This is a genomic window from Exiguobacterium sp. K1 (assembly GCF_033721435.1).
GTDB classification, from domain to species: Bacteria; Bacillota; Bacilli; order Exiguobacteriales; family Exiguobacteriaceae; genus Exiguobacterium_A; species Exiguobacterium_A artemiae.
In genome coordinates, this window is record NZ_JAOTIT010000001.1 from 380,337 (window position 1) to 406,236 (window position 25,900).

Below are 25,900 nucleotides of genomic sequence, written 5' to 3' on the forward strand. Positions count from 1 at the left end.
ATGGCGATTCGAATTGATCATGCAACATGGTATAAAAACGGGGAACTGCAAAAGTCGAGTATTCGCATGGAGGACGGGGTCTTTACGGATCTTGATGCGACACCACTTGAAACGGATCAGGTGATTGATGCCATGGGATACACGGTGGCACCTGGATTTGTGGATGTTCATGTTCATTTACGCGAACCGGGCGGCGAACATAAAGAGACGATTGCGACCGGAACAGCGGCAGCGGCAGCCGGCGGATTTACAACGATTTGTCCGATGCCGAATACGCGACCGGTTCCGGACGACCGCGAGACGCTGGATGCGCTCTTTAAAAAGATTGAAGAAACGGCATCTGTCCGTGTTTTCCCTTATGCGGCGATTTCAAAAAATCAGCTAGGGCAGGAACTCGTCGCATTTGAACAACTGACTGATGCCTTTGCCTTCACGGACGATGGAGTCGGCGTCCAAAGTGCCGCCGTCATGCGGGAAGCGATGACACGTGCTGCCGCAGTCCAAAAAAGTATCATCGCCCATTGTGAAGATGATTCGCTGAAAGCAGGCTGTGTCCATGAAGGGGCATACAGTGCACGGGAAGGATTGCAGGGAATCCCGTCACTTGCAGAAAGCATTCATATCGCCCGGGATGTCTTGATTGCGGAAGCGACCGGCTGTCATTATCATGTCTGCCACGTCTCGACAAAGGAATCCGTCCGGGTCATTCGGGATGCGAAACGGGCGGGAATTCGGGTGACGGCAGAAGTTACGCCGCACCATTTAGTATTGACGGAAGACGATATCATCGGACGCGATCCGAACTTCAAGATGAATCCACCGCTTCGGAGTGAAGCGGATCGCCAAGCGTTGCTTGCAGGACTGCAAGACGGAACGATTGATTGCATCGCGACAGACCATGCGCCGCATGCCGCGGAGGAAAAAGCACTCGGCATCGAACGGGCACCGTTCGGGATTACTGGATTTGAAACGGCCTTTCCGTTGCTCTATACGAAACTGGTCGAAACCGGCATCTTTACGCTGAATCAGTTGTTCGACTGGATGTCACGTAAACCGGCCGATTTGTTTGACTTACCGTTCGGACGGATTGAAATCGGGGCGCCCGCCGATCTTGTCCTGCTTGATCTCGAGACGGTCCGGACGGTACAACCGGACCAGTTCCTCTCAAAAGGAAAAAATACTCCGTTTGCTGGAGCAGCACTAACCGGTTATCCGGTCTTGACATTCGTCGGTGGAGAAATCGTATTCAAGGGGGAAAAAGCACATGTCTAAACGGACGTTGATTTTAGAGGATGGAATGGTATTTGAAGGAGAAGCGTTTGGTTCAAGCGAGGTGACGATGGGAGAGGTTGTCTTCCAGACCGGGATGACCGGATACCAGGAGATGTTATCCGATCCGTCTTACTGCGATCAAATGATTGTGTTAACGAATCCTTTGATCGGCAACTATGGAATGAACCGTGACGACTATGAAACGACCCGGCCGCTTGCGAAAGCACTGATTGTCCGGGAAGTCTGTCACACGCCATCGAACTTCCGCTCGCAGACGTCTCTTGCGACAGCTTTGGAAGAATTCAACATTCCCGGATTAACCGGCATCGATACGCGGCAACTGACACGACATCTGCGGTCAAAGGGTGTTATGCGGGGATTGCTCGTTGACGGTACGTACGATTTGACCGAGCAACTGGAGCGGCTCAAGCAAATGGCGCTTGCGACCGATCAGGTCAAACGGGCTTCGACGGAACGGGCCTATGTCATTCCAGGTGCCGGTCCGAGAATCGTCCTGGTCGATTTCGGCGCGAAACTGGGCATTATCCGCGAGCTCGTCCGACGCGGCTGTGAAGTCGTCGTCGTTCCGCACGACGTGACGGCAACAGACGTCTTGCGTTACGTCCCGGACGGTGTGATGTTATCAAACGGTCCCGGGAATCCGAAAGATGTCCCGACCGCCATTCCCTTGATTCAGGAACTGACGGGACAAGTCGTCATTTTCGGTATCTGTCTCGGTCATCAACTGATTGCCTTAGCACATGGCGCAGACACATTTAAGCTGCCGTTCGGTCACCGGGGAGCGAATCATCCGGTCGAAGATCTTCGGACGGGACAAGTCAGCATCACATCACAAAATCATGGATATGCCGTGGAGGAACAGTCGCTTGCCGGCTTGAATCTCAAGTTGACGCACCGGGCGATCAATGATGGAACCGTCGAAGGAATCCGCCATACGACACACCCTGTCTTTTCGGTCCAGTATCATCCGGAAGCCTCTCCCGGACCGATGGATGCCAATGATTTATTCGATCAGTTTTTAACAGAAATCACGAACCAACAGGAGGTCTCTCATGCCTAAACGTCAAGATATTCAAAAGATTCTCGTCATCGGATCCGGTCCAATCGTCATCGGACAAGCAGCAGAATTTGATTATGCCGGAACACAAGCCTGCCAAGCCCTGAAAGAGGAAGGGTACGAAGTCGTTCTCGTCAACTCGAATCCGGCCACCATCATGACGGATCCGACTGTAGCGGATCGGGTCTACATCGAACCGTTACAAGCAGAGTTTGTTGCCCGCATCATTCGGAAAGAACGTCCAGATGCGTTACTCGCGACACTCGGCGGACAAACGGGACTGAATCTCGCCGTTGAACTGGATCGACTTGGTGTGCTCGCCGAATACGGCGTCGAACTGCTCGGGACGAAACTGACGGCAATCGAGGAAGCGGAAGATCGTGATTTGTTCAGAAAATTGATGTTTAAACTCGGTCACGGTGTACCGGAAAGTGAAATCGTGCATACGGTCGAAGAAGCTGAGCAGTTCTGTGCGAAGATCGGTCTGCCGATCATCATTCGACCAGCCTATACACTCGGTGGAACCGGCGGTGGTATCGCCGAAACGATGGATGAGTTCATCCGGATTGTCGAAGGTGGACTGAAAGCCAGTCCGGCGACCCAAGTCTTACTGGAAAAATCGATTGCCGGCATGAAAGAAGTCGAGTTCGAAGTCATGCGGGACGCGACGAACCAGGCAATCATCGTCTGTGCGATGGAAAACTTTGATCCGGTTGGTGTCCACACGGGGGATTCAATCGTCTTTGCCCCGACCCAAACATTATCCGACCGCGATTATCAGATGATGCGGAATGTATCGCTTGATATCATCCGTGCCCTAGGAATCGAAGGCGGATGTAACATCCAGTTCGCACTCGATCCGGTCAGCTTCACGTATTATGTCATTGAAGTCAATCCGCGGGTCTCACGTTCGTCAGCACTGGCTTCAAAAGCGACGGGGTATCCGATTGCCAAACTGGCTGCCAAGATCGCCGTCGGGTATGCCTTATCCGAATTAAAAAATCCGATTACGGAAACGAGTTTTGCCTCGTTCGAACCGGCACTCGACTATGTCGTCGCCAAAATTCCCCGCTGGCCGTTTGATAAATTTGAATCGGCCGACCGGACGCTCGGTACCCAGATGAAAGCGACAGGTGAAGTCATGGCAATGGGCCGGACGATGGAGGAAGCTTTGCTGAAAGCGGTTCGTTCGCTTGAAATCGGACAAGCGGACTTACACATGAACCGTTTTGCCGAGATGAATGAAGCCGACCTGCACCGTCATATCATCAAAGCGACAGATGAACGCCTGTTTGCCCTGTATGCCGGCATCGAACGTGGTCATACCGTCGAACAATTGCACGAATGGACGAGCATCGACCGGTTGTTCCTGGAAAAACTGCAGCATATCCACCGGATCGAACAAGACATCGTCAAGCAGGGATTGACATCGGAACGTCTCCGCCATGCGAAACGTTACGGTTTTAGTGACCAGATGCTGGCCCGGATCACGCAACAGACCGAGTCAGCAATCCGGCAGATCCGCAACGAATCCGGACTCCATCCCGTTTATAAAATGGTCGACACGTGTGCTGCAGAATTTGCATCCGACACACCGTATTACTACGGGACATACGAAGTCGAAAATGAAGCGGTTCCGACGACACGGCCATCGATTCTTGTCCTCGGTTCCGGACCGATCCGAATCGGACAAGGGGTGGAATTTGACTATGCCACCGTCCATTCGATCCAAGCGATTCGTGAAGCCGGATACGAAGCCATCATCGTCAACAATAATCCGGAGACGGTTTCAACCGATTTCTCGATTTCCGACCGGCTCTATTTTGAACCACTGACGACGGAAGACGTACTCGAAGTCATCCGAAACGAACAGCCAATCGGTGTCATCGTCCAATTCGGCGGTCAGACGGCGATCAATCTCGCGGAATCACTGGAAGCCGAGGGTGTGAAGATTCTCGGAACGTCACTCGAAGATCTCGACCGGGCAGAAGATCGGAAACAGTTTGAAGCAGCCCTGACACAGCTCGATATTCCGCAGCCTCCCGGAAAAACAGCCGTTACAGTCGCAGAGGCAACAGCAGCGGCAAGCGAGCTCGGCTATCCCGTCCTCGTCCGTCCATCGTATGTCCTTGGTGGACGCGCGATGGAAATCGTCTATGGAGAGCAGGAACTGGAGCATTATATGAAACATGCCGTCATCGCCTCACCGGAACGTCCGGTGCTCGTCGACCGTTACTTGACGGGAATGGAGCTTGAGGTGGATGCGATTTGCGACGGAACAGATGTCGTCATACCGGGCATCATGGAGCATATCGAACGCGCCGGCGTTCACTCGGGTGATTCGATCGGGGTCTATCCGCCGCAACGGGTACCGCAAGCGATCAAGGAGTTGATTGTCGATTACACGACACGCATTGCCAAGGCCTTCCGGATCAAAGGATTGCTCAATATCCAATTTGTCTTTGCTGACGGAGAACTGTATGTGCTGGAAGTCAACCCGCGGGCAAGCCGGACTGTTCCGTTCATCTCAAAAGTGACGGGGTTGCCGGTGGCACGTCTCGCGACGAACGTCATCTTAGGCGATACACTGGCGTCTTACGGATTGACGAGCGGTGTTTTACCGGAAGAAAAACTGGTTTCTGTTAAAGTACCGGTCTTCTCCTTTGCGAAGCTGAAAGAAGTGGATCCGTCGCTTGGACCGGAGATGAAGTCGACCGGCGAAGTCATCGGAACGGACCGGACACTTGAAAAAGCCCTCTACAAAGGACTGCTTGCTTCCGGAATGGCGATTCCGGAACACGGGCGGGTGCTGCTGACAGTCGCGGATCAGGACAAACAAGAGATGCTTGATCTCGCCAAACGCTTTACGGCACTCGGGTTTACGCTGCTTGCAACGGCCGGAACAGCCAGTGTCCTGGAAGAACACGGATTACGTGTTCAAGTCGTCGGCAAACTGGGTTCGGAACAAGGATCGATGCTCGAATGGATTGAAAAAGCAGAAGTCGAATATGTCATCAATACGATGAGCCGGGATTCACAAGTCACGAAAGACGGCTTCATCATCCGCCGGGCAGCAGCAGAAAACAATGTCGTCTGCCTGACTTCTCTTGATACAGCGGAAGCGTTGTTGCGGGTCATTGAAAGTCTGTCCTTTGAAGCGAGCGCGATTCAGCCGTTCGATTATATGAAAAAGGCGGTGACTCGATGATTCAACTCCTGACAGTCGTTTCACGCCGGGAAATCGCAAAAGGCGCGACAGAGTTAATCTGTCGCCGGCCTGACGCGACGGCCATCGAACCAGGTCGATTCATGCATTTACGGGTTGGTCCATTGTTACGTCGTCCCATCTCGATCGCCAACGTGGAAGGAGATTTAATCACGTTTTTATTCAAAGAAATTGGTCAAGGTACAAAAGAACTGGCCCGTCTCCGTGCCGGCGATCAAATCGATGCGCTCGGTCCGCTCGGAAACGGATTTCCGGTCGAACACGTTGCGCGTGAGGCGAAGATCGTCTTAGTCGGGGGAGGGATTGGTGTTCCGCCGCTCTACTATACAATGCGTCGGTTGGTCGAACGGGGAATTGCCTGCGAAGCGATTTTAGGATTTGATACGGCAGACAGCGTCTTTTATGAAGCTGAGTTTCAAAAGCTTGGTCCGACGACCGTGACGACCGTCGACGGGACAGCGGGCATCGCAGGATTCGTAACCGCCGCGCTCGACAGCAGCCGGTTTGATACGTTATTCGCCTGTGGGCCGGAACCGATGTTACGTTCGATCCAGCAGGTGCCGGTCGAACACAAGTTTTTATCGATTGAGAACCGGATGGGATGCGGTATCGGAGCCTGTTTCGCTTGTGTCTGTCCGACACCGGACGGGCATTATGTCAAAACCTGTTCTGATGGTCCGGTCTTCCGGGCGGAAGAGGTGATCCTATGAATCGTTTGCAAGTGGTCTTGCCCGGTCTGAATTTAAAAAACCCGATCATTCCGGCATCCGGATGTTTCGGATTCGGCGAAGAGTTTGCCAAGCTGTATGACTTATCGGTGCTTGGCGGCATCATGATCAAAGCAGCGACCGGAGAAGAACGGTACGGGAATCCGACACCGCGTGTCGCGGAAAGCGGAATGGGCATGCTGAATGCGATCGGCTTACAAAATCCCGGAGTGGAAGGAATCATTGCACAGAAGTTACCGTTCCTCCGTCAGTTTGATACCGAAATCATCGCAAATGTAGCCGGTTCAACGCCGGAAGAATACGAAGACGTCACAAGACGGATCAGCCGGGATCCGGTCGTCAAAGCGATTGAACTGAATATCTCCTGCCCGAACGTCAAGTCCGGCGGATTACAATTCGGAACAGATCCACAGATGGCAGCCGAGCTGACGAGACGTGTCAAGGCGGTTTCCGAAAAACCGGTTTATGTCAAATTATCGCCGAACGTCACATCGATCGTCGAGATGGCCCAAGCGGTTGAACAGGCGGGAGCGGATGGACTGACGATGATCAATACACTGGTCGGGATGCGGATTGACGTTCGGACGGGTCAGCCGATTTTGGCCAACCGAATCGGTGGTTTATCCGGACCGGCCATTAAACCGGTCGCCGTCCGGATGATTCACGACGTCGCCCAAGTCGTCACGATTCCCATCATCGGGATGGGCGGCGTCATGGAAGTGGATGATGTGCTGGAGATGATTTATGCAGGAGCATCGGCAGTAGCAGTCGGTACGGCCAATTTCGTCAATCCGTTCATTTGTCAGGAATTGATTACGGATTTACCAAAACGGATGGACGAGTTGGGCATCGACCACATCATGGATATCAGGGGGAAAGCATATGGAGCAACTTTACATCGCGCTTGATTTTCAGTCAGCCGATCAAGTCGAACGGTTTTTAGAAAAATTGGCACCACACCGGCCGGCACTTAAAGTCGGGATGGAGCTGTATTATGCGGAAGGTCCAGCCTTTGTCCGTCATTTGGTCCAACAAGGACATGATGTCTTTCTCGATTTAAAAGTCCATGACATTCCGGAGACTGCCCGGCGGACGATGCGTGTCATCGGTCAGCTAGGTGTTGAACTGACAAATGTCCACGCAGCAGGCGGGAAAGCGATGATGGAGGCAGCTCTTGCCGGATTACGCGAGGAGTCGCCCAAGACACGGCTGATTGCCGTCACCCAACTGACCTCAACGGATCAAGACATGTTAACCGATCTGATGATTCCGCATGCCATGGACGAAGTCGTTGCCCGTTATGCCCGCGAAGCTGACCAGGCCGGTCTTGACGGAGTCGTGTGCTCGGCTCTGGATACGACACACATCATAGCAACCTGCCGCTCCGGCTTTCAACTCGTCACGCCGGGAATCCGGCCGAACGGAACGGATGCGAATGACCAAAAACGGATTGCGACAGTAACGGATGCACGCCTTAACGGGGCAACGGATCTCGTCATCGGACGTGCCATCACACAGGCAAAAGATCCGAAAGTCGTTTATGAAGCACTGCTCTCAGAATGGAAGGGGATTAAACAATGAATCAACTCGCACAGGCATTACTTGAAATCGAAGCGGTCACGTTGGCACCGATGGCTCCTTATACATGGGCAAGCGGATTACGGTCTCCGATTTATTGCGATAACCGGCTGACATTGTCGAGTCCGGCGGTTCGGACTTTGATTGCCGACAAATTGGCGGAACGAATCCGCCCGTTAAACGCCGACGTCATCGCCGGGACGGCGACAGCCGGTATTCCGCATGCGGCGCTCGTCGCGGAACGACTTGGTCTCCCGATGGTGTACATCCGGGGAAGTGCCAAGGGACACGGGAAAGGAAATCAGATTGAAGGGCGTTTGCAGGCCGGACAACGTGTCGTCGTCGTCGAAGACTTGTTGTCGACAGGGATGTCTTCGATTGAAGCGACGCAAGCCGTCGAAGCCGCCGGTGCTTCGGTCATCCGGATTCAGGCGATCTTCTCTTACGGCATGACCCGACTGAAGGAAAACTTGACGGCCGCCGGAGTGGAAGCCGATGCTTTACTGACGTTCACGGAATTACTGGAGACGGCTGTCGAGACCGCCTATATTTCAAAAGAAGAGCAGGAAGGATTACAAACCTGGTCGATTGATCCGGTGAAGTGGAGTGAATCTTTCCTGATCGGCACGAAACAGAATTCATAATCAGGAAACTCACCCGAGCATGGCGGAAAAGATTCGATTCGTCCGTCATGTGTTCTTTTTTTTTGATACACTGAAAACAAAGAAAAGGAGCTGTTTTCAGATGTTGACCCATTATCGTGATTATGAGAGTTTCAAACAGGTGGCGATCCCGTTGCTTGAGCGACGACCCGATGTCCATCAGTTACCGCTCGGGATACTCGAACGGGGGGATGTGCCGATTTTAATGGCGATTGCGGAAGAAGGGGACCGGACGATCGTTGTGCTGCAAACGATTGAAGAACAGGCCATCTTATCAGGTGATGTCTTTACATACGAAGGAATCCGAAAATTATCGCGGATTTTAAACTGTCCCGGATATGTCGGAGAGCAGGCGATCATCGAGCCGTTACTTGCTTCGCACAGTCCGTTTCAAGTTAAGATGGATCAAGGGATTTATACATTGACGACGGTCATTCCTCCTGTGACGCTTGACTACGAATTCCGATTGATCGAGGAACGGTTTGCACCACAGGCTGTTGCGTTCGGTTGGTCGTTCATACAGGAGACCGGTGCCCTGCCGGCGACGGAACGCAGTCGTTTGAAGAATGAGCAAACGATACGTAAACACATTGAAGCCGAAACATTATTTGGTTTGTTTGACGGGGAACAGTTATTGGCAATGGCTTCATCGAGTCGGCCAACTGCTTCCGGTGTGACGATTTCCTATGTCTTCACCCCACCAAAATGGCGAAAACAAGGGATTGCGTCTTATCTCGTGGCCTGTCTGTCCGAACATCTGTTACAACAGTATCCGATGGTATCGCTCTACACGGACTGGTCCAATAAAACATCAAACAAAATCTATCAGGCAGTCGGATTTGAACTCGCCGGACGTTCCATGCAAATCACGAAACGTCCGAAATACCAATGACCGGCTGACGACATACAAACAAAAAGCAGAGATACTCTCCTTGAATGGAGGAAAATATCTCTGCTTTTTGTATACAGATTTTAGAATGTTGCGATGAGCTTTCCGCGGACATGTCGTTCAGACAGCCGCTGTAAGCCTTTGACGAGATCTGCCGCCGGAATCTCTTCCGTAACGAGCGGGTCCAGTTCTTTTGCAGCAACCAGTTTCAAAAGCTCATCTGCCATATGACCGAGATTCCGGATGGCCCGGTCGTCTTCGCTTGCATAAGCAGCAGCGAGTGCGACTTCATGGATAGATGGTGAGAGCGTAAACGGTTTAACGACCGATTGATCGGGACCGCCGGCGATGAAAGCCAGTTGTCCGGAAAAAGCGAGTCGTCCGAGATCAGCGGTCGCTTCATCTCGACCTACTGTATTGAAAATCAGATCCGCACCACGACCGTTCGTCCAGTCGCGGATGACTTCCGTCACATTTTCTGTTTTATAGTCGATGGCAAGATCAGCACCAAGCTTCTTGACCCAGTCATGATTCTCTGTCGAGGCCGTCGTCGCGACGGCAAGACCGAGTCGTTTCGCGAGCTGAATCCCGATTCCGCCGACACCACCGGCTCCGGCATGAATCAGGATGGTCTCTTTACCTGTCGTGTTCATCTTTTGAATGATGGCTTCATAGGCTGTCATACCGGCGCAGAGAATGGCAGCTGCCTCCGAAAAGCTGACAGCATCCGGAATTTTCGCCAACGCACGGACATCGACGACGGCATATTCCGCAAATGCCCCGTTTTTTTGAAGATTCGTATGAACGGCGATACGTTCTCCGACTTTGATACCCGTTACATTCGGTCCTGTTTGTTCGACGATACCGGTTAAATCGACACCCGGCACATGCGGATACGTCCAGGCCGGATTTTTGATTGCTTTGTAATCGACGGGGTTCAAGGCAACTGACTTGACGCGGATCAACGCCTGACCTGCACCGGGCGTCGGCGTTTCGATCTCCTCGAACGTCCATTGATCAATTGCTTCACCTGTGTGGTTTAACCATGCTTTCATCATTAATACGCTCCTTCCGAATACGTCAGTTCATATGAGTGGGAATACAGTTCGACCAGGTTACCGAACGGGTCTTCGCAATAGACCATCCGGTAAGGTTTTTCACCCGGATAATATTCGCGGATCGGCATCCGTTGTTTACCACCATGGGCAACAATTTTTTCGACCATGCCCTCGATATCCGGATCCTGAATGGCGTAATGAAAAATGCCGGTCTTCCAGAATTCGAAATTGTTGTCTGGTTGTTCATTGTTCGGGAATTCAAATAACTCGATTCCGACCCGGTCGCCGGTCGCCATATGAGCAATCCGGAATTTTCCCCAGCCGGCTCCAAAGACATCCGTACACATGACCCCGATCGGTGAGTCATCCTCGACGACGTCCGACGGTTCCATGATGATATACCAGCCCATCACCTCCGAGTAAAATGAGATAGCTTGTTCTAGATTCGGAACAGACAGTCCGATGTGTGAGAAATTACGTGGGTACGTCATAACATCCAACTCCTTTGCTTTTTGATTTACGATTACGATAACTTACGATACACTCGACTGCATAGTACGCACTTTGAAGTAACTACCTGAAGGAGAGACAAAAGCAATGACGACAGAACAGTTCCCAGTCAATCGGGCGCTCGCCATCATCGGCGGAAAATGGCGTCCACAGTTATATTGCACGTTAGAAGATGGTCCGAAACGTTTTTTAGAGCTGCAACGCGCAATTCCCGGTATTTCACGGAAAGTGTTGACCGATCAATTGAAAGAACTTGAACGGCTCGGAATGGTCGAACGGATTGAATTCGACGAAGCTGTCTTACATGTCGAGTACCGGTTGACAGATGCCGCTTATACGCTGCAACCTGCGATAAAAGGTTTATGCGCCTGGGGAGAAGGGAACTAAATTCTTTGTTGATACCACTAATCTCAGGAGGTCCTTTTAGATGAAACTGACTTATCACGGGCAGTCTACTGTCACGATCGAAACGAACGGGCACCACATCGTCATTGATCCGTTTTTCAGCGGCAACGATCAGGCGATGACAAAACCGGAAGACGTCAAAGCAGACTTTATCCTGTTAACGCATGCGCATGCCGATCATATGCTGGATGCCGAAGACATCGCCAAAGCGACAGGCGCGACGATTGTCGCGACACATGAACTGGCGACGTACCTGAGCTTTAAAGGATTGAATGTTCATCCGATGAATCTCGGCGGACAGTTTGAGTTTCCGTTCGGAAAAGTCAAAATGACGCAGGCGTTCCATTCTTCAAGCATCATCGATGAAGAAAAACAGACGATCACGTACATGGGAATGCCGGCCGGCTTCTTATTGACGATTGAAGATAAAGTCATCTATCATGCGGGAGATACGGCACTGTTTGGTGATATGGCGCTCTACGGTGCACATTACGACATCGATCTTGCGTTCCTGCCGATCGGTGATAACTATACGATGGGTCCGGATGATGCCTTGGTGGCAGCAGACATGTTGCAGGCGAAAACGGTTGTGCCGGTCCATTACGACACGTTTGATCTCATCAAGCAGGATGCCGCGGCTTTCTGTGCGAATTTGGAAGCGCAAGGCCAAACCGGTCAAGCCTTGAAAATCGATGAGTCAATCGAACTGTAATTAACAGTGCAAACCAGTCAGACCGGTTTGCACTGTTAAAAACGAATCATTCTTCCGGAAGCTTGGAAAGAATGATTCGTTTTTTGTCATGCTCCATCTTCCGCCCGATGGTATTATGTGAACAATTTCGTATGATAAAGAAGGAATGTTGACAGACGAATCATAAATTCGGAATAATGGGAGAGAATTGGATGGAGGTAGACCAATGGAGGAGAACACAAGCAGAACAGAACGAAAGCGGAAACAATCATCGTTTACGCGACTAAAAGACAAACGGCGGAAAATGACGGCTTCATTCGACCGGATCGGTGCCCGTAAACCGATTCGCCGCCCGCTCATCGTCTACGGTTCGGTTATCTTAAGTCTGATGATTTTATATACGGTGACCTTATTTTTGACGACGGATTCCTTATCAAGGGGAGAAGCGTTTAAAACAACAAACCGGTATAAAACGCTTCAGATCGACGCACCGAACGGTACAATCAACTTTGTCCGGAGTACAGACGGAAACGTTCAATTGAAATTGGTTGATAGTGCGTCAAGTCAAAAACGATTAAAGATCGGGACGTCAGGAAATACATTGACAGTGACAGGGCGAGACGGATTTGCCGCACGACTCGGGAACCGTCCGAGTGAGAAGCCGGGTGATTTTTCGATTCAAGTCGGATTACCGAACTACATGAATCGAATCGATGTTGACGCTCGGTCCATTAAAGGAATGGGTGTGTATGCGAAATCAATCCGGATGTCGGCTGAGATGATGGATATAAACAAAATGGATGCCGACGATATCGTCCTGACAGCTCAAGGTAACGTCAAAGCAACGAACATGAATGCCGTCCATGCGGAAGTAACTGCAGAATCGGTTAACTTATCCGAATACGGTGCCAAACTGGATTTATCCGTCTCGACGATTGACGGCCCAGTTCGATTGAAACCAACAAAAGCGGCCGGAACGATTGCCGTAACGACGGAAGGTGACATCAAAGCTTCAGACCGGTATACGAAACGAAAAGACGACGATACCGCTTTATTTGAGTTGTCGAAACAAGAAAAACCGGAAGTGACTGTCGAGAGTGAAGTCGGGCAGGTGACGCTCGAGTGAAATTCCAATTTCGGATTGGTCTCCGGACAATCAAGACCGGAATCGCTGTAGCGATTGCCCTCAGTTTTTCTTGGTATGTCTTCGGAATTTATTCCGGTATGGGAGCGGTTGCCGCAATCGTCGCCATGCAACCGACGATTCACCGGTCGTTTAAAATCGTCTTCAACCGGATTTTAGGAACGATTCTCGGTTTAGTCTGTGGACTCGCGGTCGTCGCGACCCTCGGAGCGAATCCATTGACGATCGGGTTGGCCGTCATCGTGTCGCTTGTCTTCAACTCGATGATTGGGCGGACCGACATGTCGACGTTTGCCGCTTTTGCCATCGTGCTGATGTTTGAAAGTCCAACCGCTGACTATGTCCATTATGCATTGACGCGTTCCTTATTGACGGTCGTCGGTGTCTTATCCGCAGTCGCCGTCAACTACATCGTGTTTCCTCCTCACTATGAAGACCGTTTACTGTTGTTCGTCAAAAAGACGACCAAACAATTGATGGAGGACTGGCGCAGTCTGGTCAAAGACGATGCAAAATTACTGACAGTCCGCAAACAGGTTTTAAAGCATGAGGAAATGATTATCATGCTGCAGGAGGATCAGAAATATCCGCTTGTCGCCAGCGGTCAGAGTAAAGCATTCATTCAATTGAAGCAGCTGGTTGATCTGGAGGACAAACTTCTGTTACTGCTTGAAAGTATCGCCAGTCATCGCGACTTGCCGATGTCGGACGAACAGGAGAAGATACTCGGACAAGAAATCGATTTTCTGCTCAGCCATCATTATGATGTGATTTTTTCACACGACCGGGATCAGCCGATGTTCAGCTTTGACCAGGAAGTCAGTGAAGTGGACGATATCATCAACGGTCATTTGCTCGATTACCGAGAACAGCTGGAAAAAATGAAATAAAAAAACGTCGTCCTTGTGAATCTTTTTCAATTGAAAAAGAGCGAAGACGACGTTTTTTTTTAAGGTGTCCGCAATGACTGGACAAGATCGGCATCTGGAGTGACGTAAAGTGTCGTTTGATCCGTATAGATGACGAATCCCGGTTTGGCACCACTCGGTTTTTTGACGTAACGGAGTTCTGTGAAATCGACCGGCACCTGGCTCGATTCCCGGGCCTTGGAATAATAGGCGGCGACCACCGCGGCTTCTTTTAATGTGGTCTCATCCGGCTGGTCACTGCGGATGATGACATGTGAACCGGGGATATCTTTTGTATGCAACCATGTCTCGGACCGGCGTCCGAATTTAAACGTCGCATAATCATTTTGTTTGTTGTTTTTGCCGACAAAAAATGGAATCCCGGTCGAAGATTGGTAGGCCTCAAGTTTAGGGATAAGAGGTTTCTTTTTCTTTTTGCTGCGTTCCCGGACGTATCCTTCTTCGACGAGCTCTTCCCGCATCTCTCGAATATCCTCCGGAGAAGCGACATCGAGTTGTGCCAGTAGCGACTCAAAATAATTGATTTCGAGCTGGTTTTTCTCGAGCTGCTTCGCGACTTCGATTTTAGCAGTCTTCAGTTTGTTGTAACGTTTGTAGTACCGCTGGGCATTTTCGTTCGGTGAAAAGCGGGGATCAAGGGCAATCGTAATTTCCTTCCCGTCTTCGTCATAATAATCGACGACCGTCGCCTCTTTCATACCGCGTTCGAGCTGATACAGGTAGGTCGTTAATAATTCGCCTTTGTGTTTCAATTCGTCCATCTTTTCGGTAGCAGCCAGGTCACGTTCGAGTTTCGTACGTTTCAGAATATTTTTATCATATTCGCTTTTGATGAAACGCTCCAAGTCAGACGCCTGTTGTTTGACGCGATCCCGATTTGATTTCTGGTGGAAAAACGCATCGAGGACGTCTCCGCTTGTCGCAAAAGTCTTTTCTTCAACGATTTCCCCGTAGTGCAACGCGACAGGGGAGAAACGTTCCTTCCCGTTTGCGAGACGTTGGAAATAATAAGGACCTGTCAGTTCATCCAGAACGGAATGAATGGCCTCTGCAAGTGATGTCCGGTTCGAAAGACCGGCCCGCGACACGATTTCAGCAGTGATTTGCGGTGAAAAACCACTGAACAAACCTAATAACTGACGGTCGATCTTTCCGGCGTTCCAATCAATCCGGTGTAACGTCTGTTCGATGTCACCGGTCAGAGGATCGACTTTATCTTGTTCCGGCGGCAAGTGATACTGCAGACCCGGCATGATGGTCCGGAATGTATTCTGGCTGAGCGGAAGATGTTTGATCGCATCCAAGATTTTATCCTGTCCATCTGTCAGGAGGATGTTGGAATGGCGGCCCATCAGTTCGATGTACAGTTTTTTCGCTTCTTCATCCCCGAGTTCATTTCGTGAGCGGACACGCATTAAAATGACCCGGTCACGTCCGAGCTGCTCGATTGATTCGATGAAGCCGCCTTCGAGATGCTTTCGGAGCATCATACAAAACATCGGCGGTTCGCTTGGATTGCTCGTCGACTCCGATGTCAGATGAAGCCGCGCGTACATCGCATTGGCCGATGCGAGCAACATCACGTTTTTTCGTTCTGCCCGGACACTGAAAATTAAATCGAGTGCATACGGTTGGTGTATTTTATTAATCCGTGCCCCAACGAGCGGTTGGAGTTCCTGGACGACACGTGTTGTCATTAGTCCGTCAAAAGCCATGATATTACCTTCTTTCCTGATTTCGTTTCCACTTTCTAAAGGTAACAGAAAGTGCACGGTTATGGTATGATTAAGCAGTCGAGCTGAAAAAGACCACTTGCGAACTTCCTGTCTCTACTGCTAATATGAAACAATGTGAAGTTTGTTAGATGGAGGGGTTCTGAAGTGATTTTTAAAGAGCGTGGCTTATTACTCGTATTGTCTGGTCCGAGTGGTGTTGGTAAAGGAACGGTTTGCCGTGCCTTGCGCGAAGATGAAGACAATAATTTGCACTATTCTGTGTCATGTACGACACGTAAACCGCGTGAGGGAGAAGTGGACGGTGTCCATTATTTCTTCAAGACACGTGAAGAATTCGAAAGTATGATTGCGAACAACCAATTGCTCGAGCATGCGGAATTTGTCGGTAACTATTATGGTACACCCGTCGAATGGGTCAACAAAATCTTAGATGAAGGAAAAGATGTCATCTTGGAAATTGAAGTACAGGGTGCGATGCAGGTGAAGGAACATTTTCCGGAAGCTGTTTTTCTGTTTTTGGCTCCGCCAAGTTTACAGGAACTTCGCAACCGTCTTGTCGGGCGTGGAACAGAATCAGAAGAGGTCATCAAACAACGTCTTCTTGTCGCGAAAGAAGAGATTGAAATGATGGATGCTTATGATTACGTCGTCACGAATGACGAGATCCACAAAGCATGTGACAGAATTCAAGCAATCGTCACTGCAGAACATTGTAGCCGGGAACGCGTTGCGTCCTTGTATAAAAAAGCCATGGAGGTCAAATAACATGTTATATCCATCAGTAGACAAGCTTCAAAAGACGGTCCCTTCGAAATACACAATCGTGACGGTTGCAGCAAAACGTGCACGTCAAATCCAAGACGGGAAACGCGTGAAAGTAGCGAACCCGAAATCATACAAACCAGTCGGAAAAGCGCTCGAAGAACTCTTTTCTGGTGAAGTCGTGGTTACGAACCAACCGCAAGACTAATTTTGAAGCAGCCACTCCTCATTGTGGCTGTTTTTTTCAATAAGGAGGAATTCATCATGCTAACGAATCGTAACATTTTATTATGTGTCGGAGGAGGAATCGCCTCGTACAAAGCGGCGGCTTTGGCATCGAAACTCGTTCAGGCCGGAGCGAACGTTCAAGTCGCGATGACGAAGAATGCCCAACAATTCGTCGGGAAAACGACGTTTGCCGCGCTGACGCGGAAACCGGTCTATGATGATGTCTTCATTGAGCATGATGCATCCAAGATTGCCCACATCGATTTAGCAGATGAAGCTGATTTGATTGTCGTGGCTCCTGCGACGGCGAATCTGATTGCGAAACTTGCGCACGGAATCGCCGATGATTTTATTACGACGACGATTTTAGCAGCGACGTGTCCGGTCGTTGTTGCTCCGGCGATGAACGTCAATATGCTCGAAAATCCGGCGACGGTGCGAAATATGGAACGGCTGATGGCAGACGGAGTCCACTTGATCGCACCCGGAGTCGGTAACTTGGCATGTGGCTGGATCGGAAAGGGACGGTTGCCTGAACCGGAAGAGTTGGTCGAAACGTTATCCGGCTTGTTCCAACCGAAACCGCTCGCGAATCGCCATGTCCTGATCAGTGCCGGTCCGACCGTCGAACGGATTGATCCGGTTCGTTATTTGACGAACGATTCGTCCGGTAAAATGGGCATTGCACTTGCAGAAGCGGCCCGGGATGCCGGAGCAACCGTCACGCTTGTTCATGGTCCGGTTCGAGAAGCCTTGCCGACCGGTATAACGACGAAAGCTGTCGAGTCCGGTGACGAGATGCTTGCAGCGATGTTAGCTGACTATGACAAACAAGATCTGGTCATCATGGCAGCGGCGGTGGCCGATTATCGTCCGACTGTCCGGTATGACCGCAAACAAAAGAAAATCGACGGACCGTTACGGATTGAACTGGAAGAGACGACGGATATCTTACGTACGCTTGGTGAGCGGAAGACAAATCAGATTTTAGTAGGGTTTGCAGCCGAAACTGAAAATCTGGAAAAACATGCGCAGCAAAAACTGATTCGAAAACAGGCGGATTTCATCGTCGCAAATGATGTCTCCCGTGCAGACATCGGTTTTTCAAGTGATGAGAATCAAGTCACGGTTTATGGAAACAATCATCCGGCCGTTCATTATGATCAACAATCGAAAACCCGATTGGCAGCCGCATTGATTGAACAGTTCACGGAGGCATTACGATGATTGCCGAAGTCATCGTCGATGTCGCTGCGGCGACGGTCGACCGGCCATTTGATTATGAAGTACCGGATTTATGGCGTGATCTCGTTGTTCCCGGTATGCGTGTCGAAGTGCCGTTCGGTCCACGGGCGTTGCTTGGAATCGTCGTTGCCGTGAAGGACGAGACGGACCTCGCGCGGATCAAACCGATTGTACGCGTTCTCGATGAGACACCGACGTACACGGAAGAATTGCTTCAACTGTCGAGTTACCTGTCTGAGACGACTCTTTGCTATCAGGCAACGGCACTACTTGCGATGTTGCCCGCTGCTTTGAAAGTCAGTTATGATAAACTGATTTTGGCGGAAAATCCGCGGTTGATTCACTGGAATCAGAAGAAAATCAGCCAGTTTCCGAGTGAGGTCCAACAACAGATATTGGTGGCTGCCCAAAATGGGGATATCCGACTGCAACCGATCGTCAAAGAAAAGAAGACGTCTAAAACCGACAAGCGGATCTGTCTGCTCGATTCGACGATTGAATTATCGAAACAAGCGACAAAACAGATTCTGTTCCGTGATTATCTGATGGCACGTCCGGAAGTGTTATGGAGTGAAGTGATGCATGAACTGGATTTGACTGTCAGCATCCTTAACAGTTTAGAGAAAAAAGGTGTCATTACGGTCGAGACAATTGATGTAAATCGCAATCCGTACGAACATCTCGTCCAAGATATCTTTGTTCCGTCCATCCTGACGACACATCAGCAGGATGCGGTCGATGCGATCACGGCATCGGAAGAGACGAGTACGTTTTTACTCCACGGTGTGACCGGCAGCGGGAAAACGGAAGTCTATCTGGAATCGATTCATACAATGCTTCAGCGGGGGCGCCAAGCGATTTTACTTGTACCGGAAATCAGTTTGACGCCGATGATGGTCAAACGTTTTAAACGCCGGTTCGGGGATCGAGTGGCTGTTCTGCACAGCGGTCTGTCGTTAGGTGAAAAATACGATGAATGGCGGAAAATATCCCACGGGGAAGTCGACGTCGTCGTCGGGGCCCGTTCTGCGATTTTTGCACCGTTGACGAATATCGGTGTCATCATTTTGGATGAAGAACATGAAACGACGTATAAACAGGAAGAAAATCCGCGGTATCATACCCGGGATGTGGCCACGTGGCGAGCGGCGTATCACAAATGTCCCGTCGTCCTTGGAAGTGCGACGCCGATTCTAGAAACGTATGCACGTTCTCAGAAAGGGGTCTACCGATACCTCCCTCTAAAAGAACGATTCGGAGGCGAACTTCCACCGGTCGAGATCATCGATATGCGAAAAGAACTGGAACGCGGCAATCGAACACCGTTCAGCCTGCCGCTTGTCGAAGGAATTAAACAACGCATCGAACGGGGCGAACAGACGGTCCTGCTCCTCAATCGACGGGGATACACGACGTTTGTCCTGTGTCGGGATTGTGGTGAAACGCTTCAATGCCCACATTGCGCCGTCAATCTGACCTATCATCAACACCAGGATTGTCTGAAATGTCATTATTGTGGATTTGAAGCAGCCATGCCGAAAACCTGTCCGTCCTGTGAATCGAAAAAAATTCGGCAGTTCGGTACCGGGACGCAAAAAATCGAAGAAGAACTGGCCCATTTGATTCCGGAAGCCAAAATCATCCGCATGGATCAAGATACGACGTCACGCAAAGGCGCGCATGAAAAATTATTGAATGCGTTTGAGCGCGGTGAAGGAAACATCCTGCTCGGAACCCAAATGATTGCCAAAGGGCTTGATTTTCCGAACGTGACACTGGTCGGTGTCATTGCGGCGGATGCAACACTCGGGATTCCTGATTTCCGGGCGAGTGAACGAACGTTTCAACTGATTACGCAAGTTTCAGGTCGTGCCGGCCGGGGAGCGCTTGCCGGACAATCGATTATTCAGACTTATAATCCGGATCATTACGTCATCCAAACGGCGAAACGGCACGATTATGAAGCATTTTATAAACGGGAAATGCAATTGCGTAAGTTGGGTGGTCACCCCCCCTTCTGGTTTTTGGGATTAATCACGATTTCAGCGGCTCATCCGCTCGAAGCACAAGCGGAAGCGGAAGCGATTGCCGGACAACTCCGGCATCTGGAATCAGACGATTTAATTGTCAACGGTCCGCTCGAAGCACCGCTGGCACGACTAAAAAACATGTACCGATACCAGGTGATTCTAAAACATAAAGGTCAAGAAGAAGTGCGGGAGGCACTCCGTGCGATGCTTGCATTACGCATCAAACAAAAAGTCCAAGTAACAGTGGATTTGAATCCATTTGTATTCATGTGAGGTGGCAAACTATGTACAAAGTTGTGGAAGTACCAAATGAAGTGTTGCGTCAAAAATGCCAACGTGTAACGAAGTTTGATAAGAAATTAGGAAAAATGATTGATCGGATGTTCGATACGATGTATGAATATGACGGCGTCGGATTAGCAGCGCCACAAATCAACCAACCGATTCGTGTCGCTGTCGTCCATACGGATGATGAGACGGGACCGATTGAGCTGATTAATCCGGAAATCATCGAAGCAACCGGATCGGAAATCGACGACGAAGGCTGTTTGAGCATGCCGGGGATTTTCGGACCCGTGGAACGCTTTGAACAGATTGTCGTCAAATCACAGGACCGTCTTGGACGAAGTGTCAAAATTAAGGCGAACGGCTTTTTTGCACGGGCCATCCAGCACGAAATGGATCATTTGGACGGTGTGTTGTTCACGGACAAATTAGTGGAGACGGAAGCAACGCCTCGTGTCGTTTTCATGGGAACACCAGAGTTTGCTGCAAATACACTTCGGGAAGTGATTGACGCCGGATATAACGTCGTCGGTGTCGTTTCCCAGCCGGACAAACCTGTCGGACGCAAACGTGAAATCAAGCCGACACCGGTGAAAGAAGTGGCATTGGCTCATGAAATCCCGGTGTTACAACCAATCAAAATCCGTGAAGACTATCAAGAGCTGCTTGATTTAAAACCGGACTTAATCATTACAGCTGCTTACGGACAAATCGTTCCGACGGCAGTGCTCGAAGCCCCACAATACGGCGCGATTAATGTCCACGCGTCCTTATTGCCGAAGTATCGCGGCGGAGCCCCGATTCACCAGGCGATCATCGACGGAGAAACAGAAACAGGGGTCACGATCATGTATATGGTCGACAAGCTGGATGCAGGCGACATGTTATCAAAAATCATCGTGCCGATTGAAGAGCGTGACACGGTCGGAACGATGTTTGACAAACTCAGTGCTGCCGGTGCCCGCTTGTTAATCGAGACATTACCGCAGTTGATTGCGGGAACGTTGACACCGAAAGCACAACGGGAAGAAGACGTCACGTTTTCTCCGAATATCAGCCGGGAACGGGAACGACTTGATTTTTCACGTCCCGGAGAAGCATTATACAATCAAATCCGCGGAATGAATCCCTTCCCGAGTGCGTATACGATGCTTGGTTCAGACCGTCTGAAAGTCTACTTTGCTGAAAAAGTCCCGGGTCACGGACCGGCGGGCGAAATCATTGCCCTGGAAACGGACGGACCTGTCGTTGCAACCGGTTCAGACACAGCTTTGAAATTAGTAGATGTACAACCGGCCGGAAAAAAACGGATGGACGGTGCAACGTTCATGCGGGGTGTCGGACAGACATTGACGATTGGACAGAAAGTAGGCGAACAAGCATGAATGTCAGAGATGCAGCAGTCACAACTTTATTAAAAATCGGCCAGGGCGGCGCTTTTTCCACAATTTCCGTCCACCAGATGCTTGAAAAACGTGCTATCTCAAAAGCAGATGTCGGTTTATATACAGAACTGGTTTACGGTACACTCAGTCGTGAACTGACACTGGACTATATTTTGGAACCTTTCTTAACGAAACAAAAAAAGTTGGACCCTTTCATGCGTCCGCTATTACGGATGAGTGTTTACCAACTGTTTTATCTCGACCGGATTCCGGATCATGCGGTCATCAACGAAGCAGTCGAGATTGCCAAGACACGCGGGAAACCGCACATCGCCAAGGTCGTCAACGGTGTGCTGCGGAACGTGCTTCGACAAGGGAAACCTGAGTTCTCGGCGATTCCTTCGACGGTTGACCGGATCAGCATCGAAACGAGTCATCCGGTCTGGCTGGTCAAGCGATGGCTGGAACTGTTTGGAGAAGAAGAGACATGGAAGATGTGCCGACTGAATAATGAACCGGCACCCGTCACCGTCCGTGTCAACCGGACCCGGACAGACCGAAAAGAAGCAATCGTATTGCTGGAAGAACAAGGGGTCATTGCAAAACCGGCTCATGCGGCACCAGACGGACTGGAAATCATCAGTGGCAGTGTGCAACAGACGGATCTGTTGGAACGTGGTTACTTGTCGCTCCAAGATGAAAGTTCGATGTTGGTCGCTGTCGCTCTAGGTGCACGACCGGCGGATCATGTCTTGGACAGTTGCGCGGCACCGGGCGGAAAAGCGATGCATATCGCGGAAGGTTTGGCGACGGGATCATTAGTCGCACTGGATCTTCATCCGCATAAAGTAAAATTATTAGAAAAGCAGGCAACTCGTCTTGGACTGCACAATGTGCAGGCGGAGGCACTGGATGCCCGTCAGGCAGGCACACGTTTTGAAGCGGCATCATTTGACCGGATATTGGTCGATGCACCATGTTCCGGACTCGGTGTCATTCGCCGGAAACCCGATATCAAGTGGACGAAACGTCCCGAAGATTTAACGCAATTGCCGGTCATTCAGCGGCAAATTCTTGAAGCTGTCCTTCCGCTCGTCAAACCGGACGGAACTTTCGTCTATTCGACTTGTACGATGGATCCGCTTGAAAATGAACAGCAAACCGAGTTCATCCTCAGCCAAGGATTTGTTTTTGACGAGACGTTCAAAACACGGATGCCGGAAGCTGTTCAATCATTGATTGGTGAACGGGCTGAATTAAAATTACTCCCGACATCGCTTGGTACAGATGGTTTTTATATCGCTGCGTTCAAAAAAATGAATGAACCAACGGGATAATCAAAAACGAAGAGGAGGACGGGTATGGAGTTAGCTTATTTGACGACGACTGGAAAGGTCCGTTCAAAAAATGAGGATACGGTTTTATTGGTAGGCGATGCCACACAAGGATTGGCCGTCGTCGCTGACGGTATGGGGGGGCACGCGGCCGGTGAAACGGCGAGTGCCATCGTCAAGCAGACTTTTGCCGAAGCATACGCAGACATGCCAAGCCGACCGATGGAGTTATCTTCCTGGATCGAGCGGTTAGTGAAAGAAGCCAATACGCAGATTCTACGTTTTTCTCAAGTCGAAAATTTATCGATTGTCGGCACGACGATGGCCTGTGTCTGTTGGTCGGATGAATTACTGGTGATCGGTCACGTTGGCGACAGCCGCGTGTATGCACTGGAAGCAGGACACCTGAAACAACTGACGGATGATCATTCCTATGTCAACATGCTCAAACAGTTGGGGGAATTATCGGAAGCAGAGCTTGAAAATCATCCCCGTCGTAATGTCATTACACGATCCGTCGGTTCGAACGAATCCGTTGATGTCGACATTCAAGTCCGGGATGCACCGGACTATGATATCGTGTTAGTGTGCAGCGACGGTTTATCGGATGAAGTTCCCCATGAAGTCATCGAGCGGTTGCTTCAAGAAGATGAACCGCTCGATACGATTGTCGAACGTCTCGTATCAGAGGCGAATGACCGGGGAGGCGCAGACAACATCACGATTGCTGCAATCCGTTTTAAAGAAAGAGAGAGGATCTGAATATGCGTTACGGAGATCGATTGAACGACCGCTACCGCATAGAACGGTTAGTTGGAAATGGCGGAATGGCAAACGTTTATCAGGCATATGATGAAATCTTGAATCGAACTGTCGCAATCAAAATTTTACGTACCGAGTTTTCGCATGATGAACAATTCATCCGCCGGTTTGAACGAGAGGCACATGCTGCGACGAGTTTAAATCATCCCAACATCGTCGCGGTCTATGATGTAGGAGAAGAAGAAGCGATTTATTATATCGTGATGGAATATATCGATGGCATGACACTGAAAACGTATTGTGAGGGGCGGGCACTGCCGGTCACAAAAGCGATTGACATCATCAGTCAAATTTGTGATGCGATTGATCATGCCCATGCCCACCGGATCATCCACCGGGACATTAAACCGCAAAATATGTTGATTCGTGAGGACGGAACCGTCAAGGTGACGGATTTCGGAATTGCGGTCGCGATGTCGAATGCGACCCTTACCCATACGATGTCAGTACTCGGATCCGTTCATTATTTTTCGCCGGAACAGGCGAAAGGAAAATTTGCGGATGAAAAATCAGATATTTATTCTCTTGGAGCAGTGTTATATGAACTCGTGACGGGACAGGTTCCGTTTGAAGGCGATTCACCGGTGGCGGTTGCTCTGAAGCATCTGCAAGATACCGCTCGCCGTCCGACCGCATTGAATCCGGCCGTACCGCAAGCTTTAGAAAATTGCATCATGCAGGCGCTCTCTAAAGCACCGCACGACCGGCAACAAACGGTCGCTGCCTTTAAAGAAGATATGGTGACGGCGATGTCAGCCGAACGGGCGAACGAAGGAATTCGCGGTGACGATTTGATGGAAAAAACGATGGTGCTCAGTCCCGTATCGTTGCCATCAGAAGCACTCGAACAAACCGCACCGGTTCCGAAAGTCGCGACCGTTCTGCCTAAACCCGAGAAAAAAAAGAAACGCGCATGGTGGATCATTTTATTATTGGTAGTCCTAATCGGTGGAGCTGCCACGACTTTTGCCATGTGGCCAGACCCAACTGTCGTCGTTCCGGATGTAACAGGCAAGGACGCCGACGAGGCGGAAACGAAGCTTGAAAAAATGGGGTTCATTGTGGAATCGACTGAACGCTCAAGTGATACGGTCGAAGAAGGGGCCGTCATCAGTCAGTCTCCTCGCGAACAAGCGACCGTCAAAAAAGGATCGACGGTGGATTTGATTGTCTCGACTGGGAGTGATCCGGTCGAAGTACCGGATGTTTCGGATGAAACAGAGAAAAAAGCAATCGCCATCTTGAAGGACAGCGGGTTTGAAAAAGTCGACGTTGAACGGGAAGAATCCGAAGACATCAAACGCGGGAACGTCATCCGACAGTCGATTTCAGCAGGAACGGAAGTCATTGCGAAGGAACAGATGATCACCATCACGGTCTCAAATGGATCGCCGGCGTTTATCCTGAAAGACTTGACGGACTTATCGAGTACAGAAGCGAAAGCCTACCTCGATGAGATGGGACTCGACGGCACTTTTGAGCAAGAGTTTTCGAGCGACGTCGCTCTTGATCAAGTCATTCGTCAATATCCGCAAGCCGGTGCGCAAGTCGAGCCGAATGATTCCGTCACGGTCTTTATTTCACGGGGAGAGGAAGAAAAAACCGTCACAGCGACGTTCCCTGAAAAAGTCGTATACGATGGCGTCAGTGAAGAAGACGAGCCCGCTCCACGTCAACTCGTCCGGATTGAGACGGAAGATGCCAAAGGGAAACGGACGGTCATCGAAGAATCGATCGATCAGGACGAAACGTTTGATGTTCCGTTAACGATTGATCCGGGAGAAGAAGGTAAGATCACCATCTATAAAGATGACGAAGTTTACCGGGCGAAGACGATTACGTACAATCAGGCAAAATCACAAGAATAATGAGCAGGAAGTTGATCCTGACAAAGGAGGGCATA

23 protein-coding genes are annotated in these 25,900 nt (G+C 50.2%); 20 read left to right on the plus strand and 3 right to left on the minus strand.

All coding sequences use genetic code 11. From position 1 onward, the window contains the following. The 8 genes from N7U64_RS01870 to N7U64_RS01905 all read left to right on the plus strand — a co-directional run bounded on the left by N7U64_RS01870 (position 1) and on the right by N7U64_RS01905 (position 9,436). Positions 1-1,272 carry a dihydroorotase gene (locus N7U64_RS01870; RefSeq protein WP_318928174.1) on the plus strand — a complete coding sequence of 424 codons (1,272 nt, stop codon included), beginning with the start codon at positions 1-3 and terminating at the stop codon, positions 1,270-1,272. Beyond that, the gene (locus tag N7U64_RS01875) at positions 1,265-2,353 is read left to right on the plus strand and encodes a carbamoyl phosphate synthase small subunit (protein WP_214763745.1); all 1,089 of its coding nucleotides are present in this window, start codon (positions 1,265-1,267) and stop codon (positions 2,351-2,353) included. The genes N7U64_RS01870 and N7U64_RS01875 overlap by 8 nt, the downstream gene beginning before the upstream one ends. Continuing rightward, positions 2,346-5,558: a carbamoyl-phosphate synthase large subunit gene (gene carB / locus N7U64_RS01880; protein WP_318928177.1), complete on the plus strand. Its 3,213-nt coding sequence runs from the start codon at positions 2,346-2,348 to the stop codon at positions 5,556-5,558. The genes N7U64_RS01875 and carB overlap by 8 nt, the downstream gene beginning before the upstream one ends. Beyond that, positions 5,555-6,286 carry a dihydroorotate dehydrogenase electron transfer subunit gene (locus tag N7U64_RS01885; RefSeq protein WP_012370812.1) on the plus strand — a complete coding sequence of 244 codons (732 nt, stop codon included), beginning with the start codon at positions 5,555-5,557 and terminating at the stop codon, positions 6,284-6,286. The genes carB and N7U64_RS01885 overlap by 4 nt, the downstream gene beginning before the upstream one ends. Next, on the plus strand, positions 6,283-7,212 hold the full coding sequence (locus N7U64_RS01890) for a dihydroorotate dehydrogenase (protein ID WP_318928180.1): 930 nt from the start codon (positions 6,283-6,285) through the stop codon (positions 7,210-7,212). The genes N7U64_RS01885 and N7U64_RS01890 overlap by 4 nt, the downstream gene beginning before the upstream one ends. Further along, complete coding sequence (gene pyrF, locus N7U64_RS01895; RefSeq protein ID WP_318928182.1) at positions 7,187-7,885, plus strand: orotidine-5'-phosphate decarboxylase; 699 nt, start codon at positions 7,187-7,189, stop codon at positions 7,883-7,885. The genes N7U64_RS01890 and pyrF overlap by 26 nt, the downstream gene beginning before the upstream one ends. Further along, complete coding sequence (pyrE, locus tag N7U64_RS01900) at positions 7,882-8,526, plus strand: orotate phosphoribosyltransferase (protein WP_214763780.1); 645 nt, start codon at positions 7,882-7,884, stop codon at positions 8,524-8,526. The genes pyrF and pyrE overlap by 4 nt, the downstream gene beginning before the upstream one ends. Before the next feature lie 100 nt (positions 8,527-8,626). Beyond that, the gene (locus N7U64_RS01905; RefSeq protein ID WP_214848837.1) at positions 8,627-9,436 is read left to right on the plus strand and encodes a GNAT family N-acetyltransferase; all 810 of its coding nucleotides are present in this window, start codon (positions 8,627-8,629) and stop codon (positions 9,434-9,436) included. 80 nt (positions 9,437-9,516) lie between these two features. Here N7U64_RS01905 and N7U64_RS01910 read toward each other — a convergent pair whose 3' ends face one another. Together N7U64_RS01910 and N7U64_RS01915 are read right to left on the minus strand one after the other, a co-directional pair. Continuing rightward, positions 9,517-10,488, minus strand: coding sequence for a zinc-binding dehydrogenase (locus N7U64_RS01910; protein WP_318928804.1), 972 nt, complete (start codon positions 10,486-10,488; stop codon positions 9,517-9,519). 2 nt (positions 10,489-10,490) lie between these two features. Then, on the minus strand, positions 10,491-10,982 hold the full coding sequence (locus tag N7U64_RS01915) for a lactoylglutathione lyase family protein (RefSeq protein ID WP_012370806.1): 492 nt from the start codon (positions 10,980-10,982) through the stop codon (positions 10,491-10,493). A 106-nt stretch (positions 10,983-11,088) separates the two neighbouring features. Here N7U64_RS01915 and N7U64_RS01920 point away from each other — a divergent pair, with 106 nt between their 5' ends. The 4 genes from N7U64_RS01920 to N7U64_RS01935 all read left to right on the plus strand — a co-directional run bounded on the left by N7U64_RS01920 (position 11,089) and on the right by N7U64_RS01935 (position 14,131). After that, the gene (locus N7U64_RS01920) at positions 11,089-11,388 is read left to right on the plus strand and encodes a winged helix-turn-helix transcriptional regulator (protein WP_012370805.1); all 300 of its coding nucleotides are present in this window, start codon (positions 11,089-11,091) and stop codon (positions 11,386-11,388) included. A gap of 40 nt (positions 11,389-11,428) precedes the next feature. Beyond that, positions 11,429-12,118, plus strand: coding sequence for a metal-dependent hydrolase (locus N7U64_RS01925; protein ID WP_318928183.1), 690 nt, complete (start codon positions 11,429-11,431; stop codon positions 12,116-12,118). Positions 12,119-12,323: 205 nt separating this feature from the next. Beyond that, entirely contained in the window at positions 12,324-13,223 is a 900-nt protein-coding gene (locus N7U64_RS01930; protein WP_214763827.1) for a DUF4097 family beta strand repeat-containing protein, read from the plus strand. Further along, the gene (locus N7U64_RS01935) at positions 13,220-14,131 is read left to right on the plus strand and encodes an FUSC family protein (RefSeq protein ID WP_012370802.1); all 912 of its coding nucleotides are present in this window, start codon (positions 13,220-13,222) and stop codon (positions 14,129-14,131) included. Before N7U64_RS01930 ends, N7U64_RS01935 begins: the two co-directional genes overlap by 4 nt. A 59-nt stretch (positions 14,132-14,190) precedes the next feature. Here N7U64_RS01935 and N7U64_RS01940 read toward each other — a convergent pair whose 3' ends face one another. Then, positions 14,191-15,885 carry an NFACT family protein gene (locus N7U64_RS01940; protein WP_318928186.1) on the minus strand — a complete coding sequence of 565 codons (1,695 nt, stop codon included), beginning with the start codon at positions 15,883-15,885 and terminating at the stop codon, positions 14,191-14,193. Positions 15,886-16,053: 168 nt separating this feature from the next. Here N7U64_RS01940 and gmk point away from each other — a divergent pair, with 168 nt between their 5' ends. From gmk to pknB, 8 genes are read left to right on the plus strand one after another with little or no spacing between them, the layout of a single operon-like run. Then, positions 16,054-16,671 (plus strand): guanylate kinase, encoded by a 618-nt coding sequence (gene gmk, locus N7U64_RS01945; RefSeq protein ID WP_234944616.1) that lies wholly within the window; start codon positions 16,054-16,056, stop codon positions 16,669-16,671. 1 nt (position 16,672) lies between these two features. Further along, a complete protein-coding gene (gene rpoZ, locus N7U64_RS01950) occupies positions 16,673-16,876 on the plus strand; it encodes a DNA-directed RNA polymerase subunit omega (RefSeq protein ID WP_012370799.1) in 204 nt (67 codons plus the stop codon). A 56-nt stretch (positions 16,877-16,932) separates the two neighbouring features. Then, on the plus strand, positions 16,933-18,123 hold the full coding sequence (gene coaBC, locus N7U64_RS01955) for a bifunctional phosphopantothenoylcysteine decarboxylase/phosphopantothenate--cysteine ligase CoaBC (protein WP_318928188.1): 1,191 nt from the start codon (positions 16,933-16,935) through the stop codon (positions 18,121-18,123). Continuing rightward, positions 18,120-20,444, plus strand: coding sequence for a primosomal protein N' (gene priA / locus N7U64_RS01960; RefSeq protein WP_318928190.1), 2,325 nt, complete (start codon positions 18,120-18,122; stop codon positions 20,442-20,444). Before coaBC ends, priA begins: the two co-directional genes overlap by 4 nt. Before the next feature lie 11 nt (positions 20,445-20,455). Continuing rightward, positions 20,456-21,841 (plus strand): methionyl-tRNA formyltransferase, encoded by a 1,386-nt coding sequence (gene fmt, locus N7U64_RS01965; RefSeq protein ID WP_318928192.1) that lies wholly within the window; start codon positions 20,456-20,458, stop codon positions 21,839-21,841. Continuing rightward, positions 21,838-23,178 (plus strand): 16S rRNA (cytosine(967)-C(5))-methyltransferase RsmB, encoded by a 1,341-nt coding sequence (gene rsmB / locus N7U64_RS01970; RefSeq protein ID WP_318928193.1) that lies wholly within the window; start codon positions 21,838-21,840, stop codon positions 23,176-23,178. Before fmt ends, rsmB begins: the two co-directional genes overlap by 4 nt. A gap of 24 nt (positions 23,179-23,202) precedes the next feature. Then, positions 23,203-23,937, plus strand: coding sequence for a Stp1/IreP family PP2C-type Ser/Thr phosphatase (locus N7U64_RS01975; protein ID WP_318928194.1), 735 nt, complete (start codon positions 23,203-23,205; stop codon positions 23,935-23,937). A 2-nt stretch (positions 23,938-23,939) separates the two neighbouring features. Next, entirely contained in the window at positions 23,940-25,865 is a 1,926-nt protein-coding gene (gene pknB / locus N7U64_RS01980; protein ID WP_318928196.1) for a Stk1 family PASTA domain-containing Ser/Thr kinase, read from the plus strand. Positions 25,866-25,900: the final 35 nt, after the last annotated feature.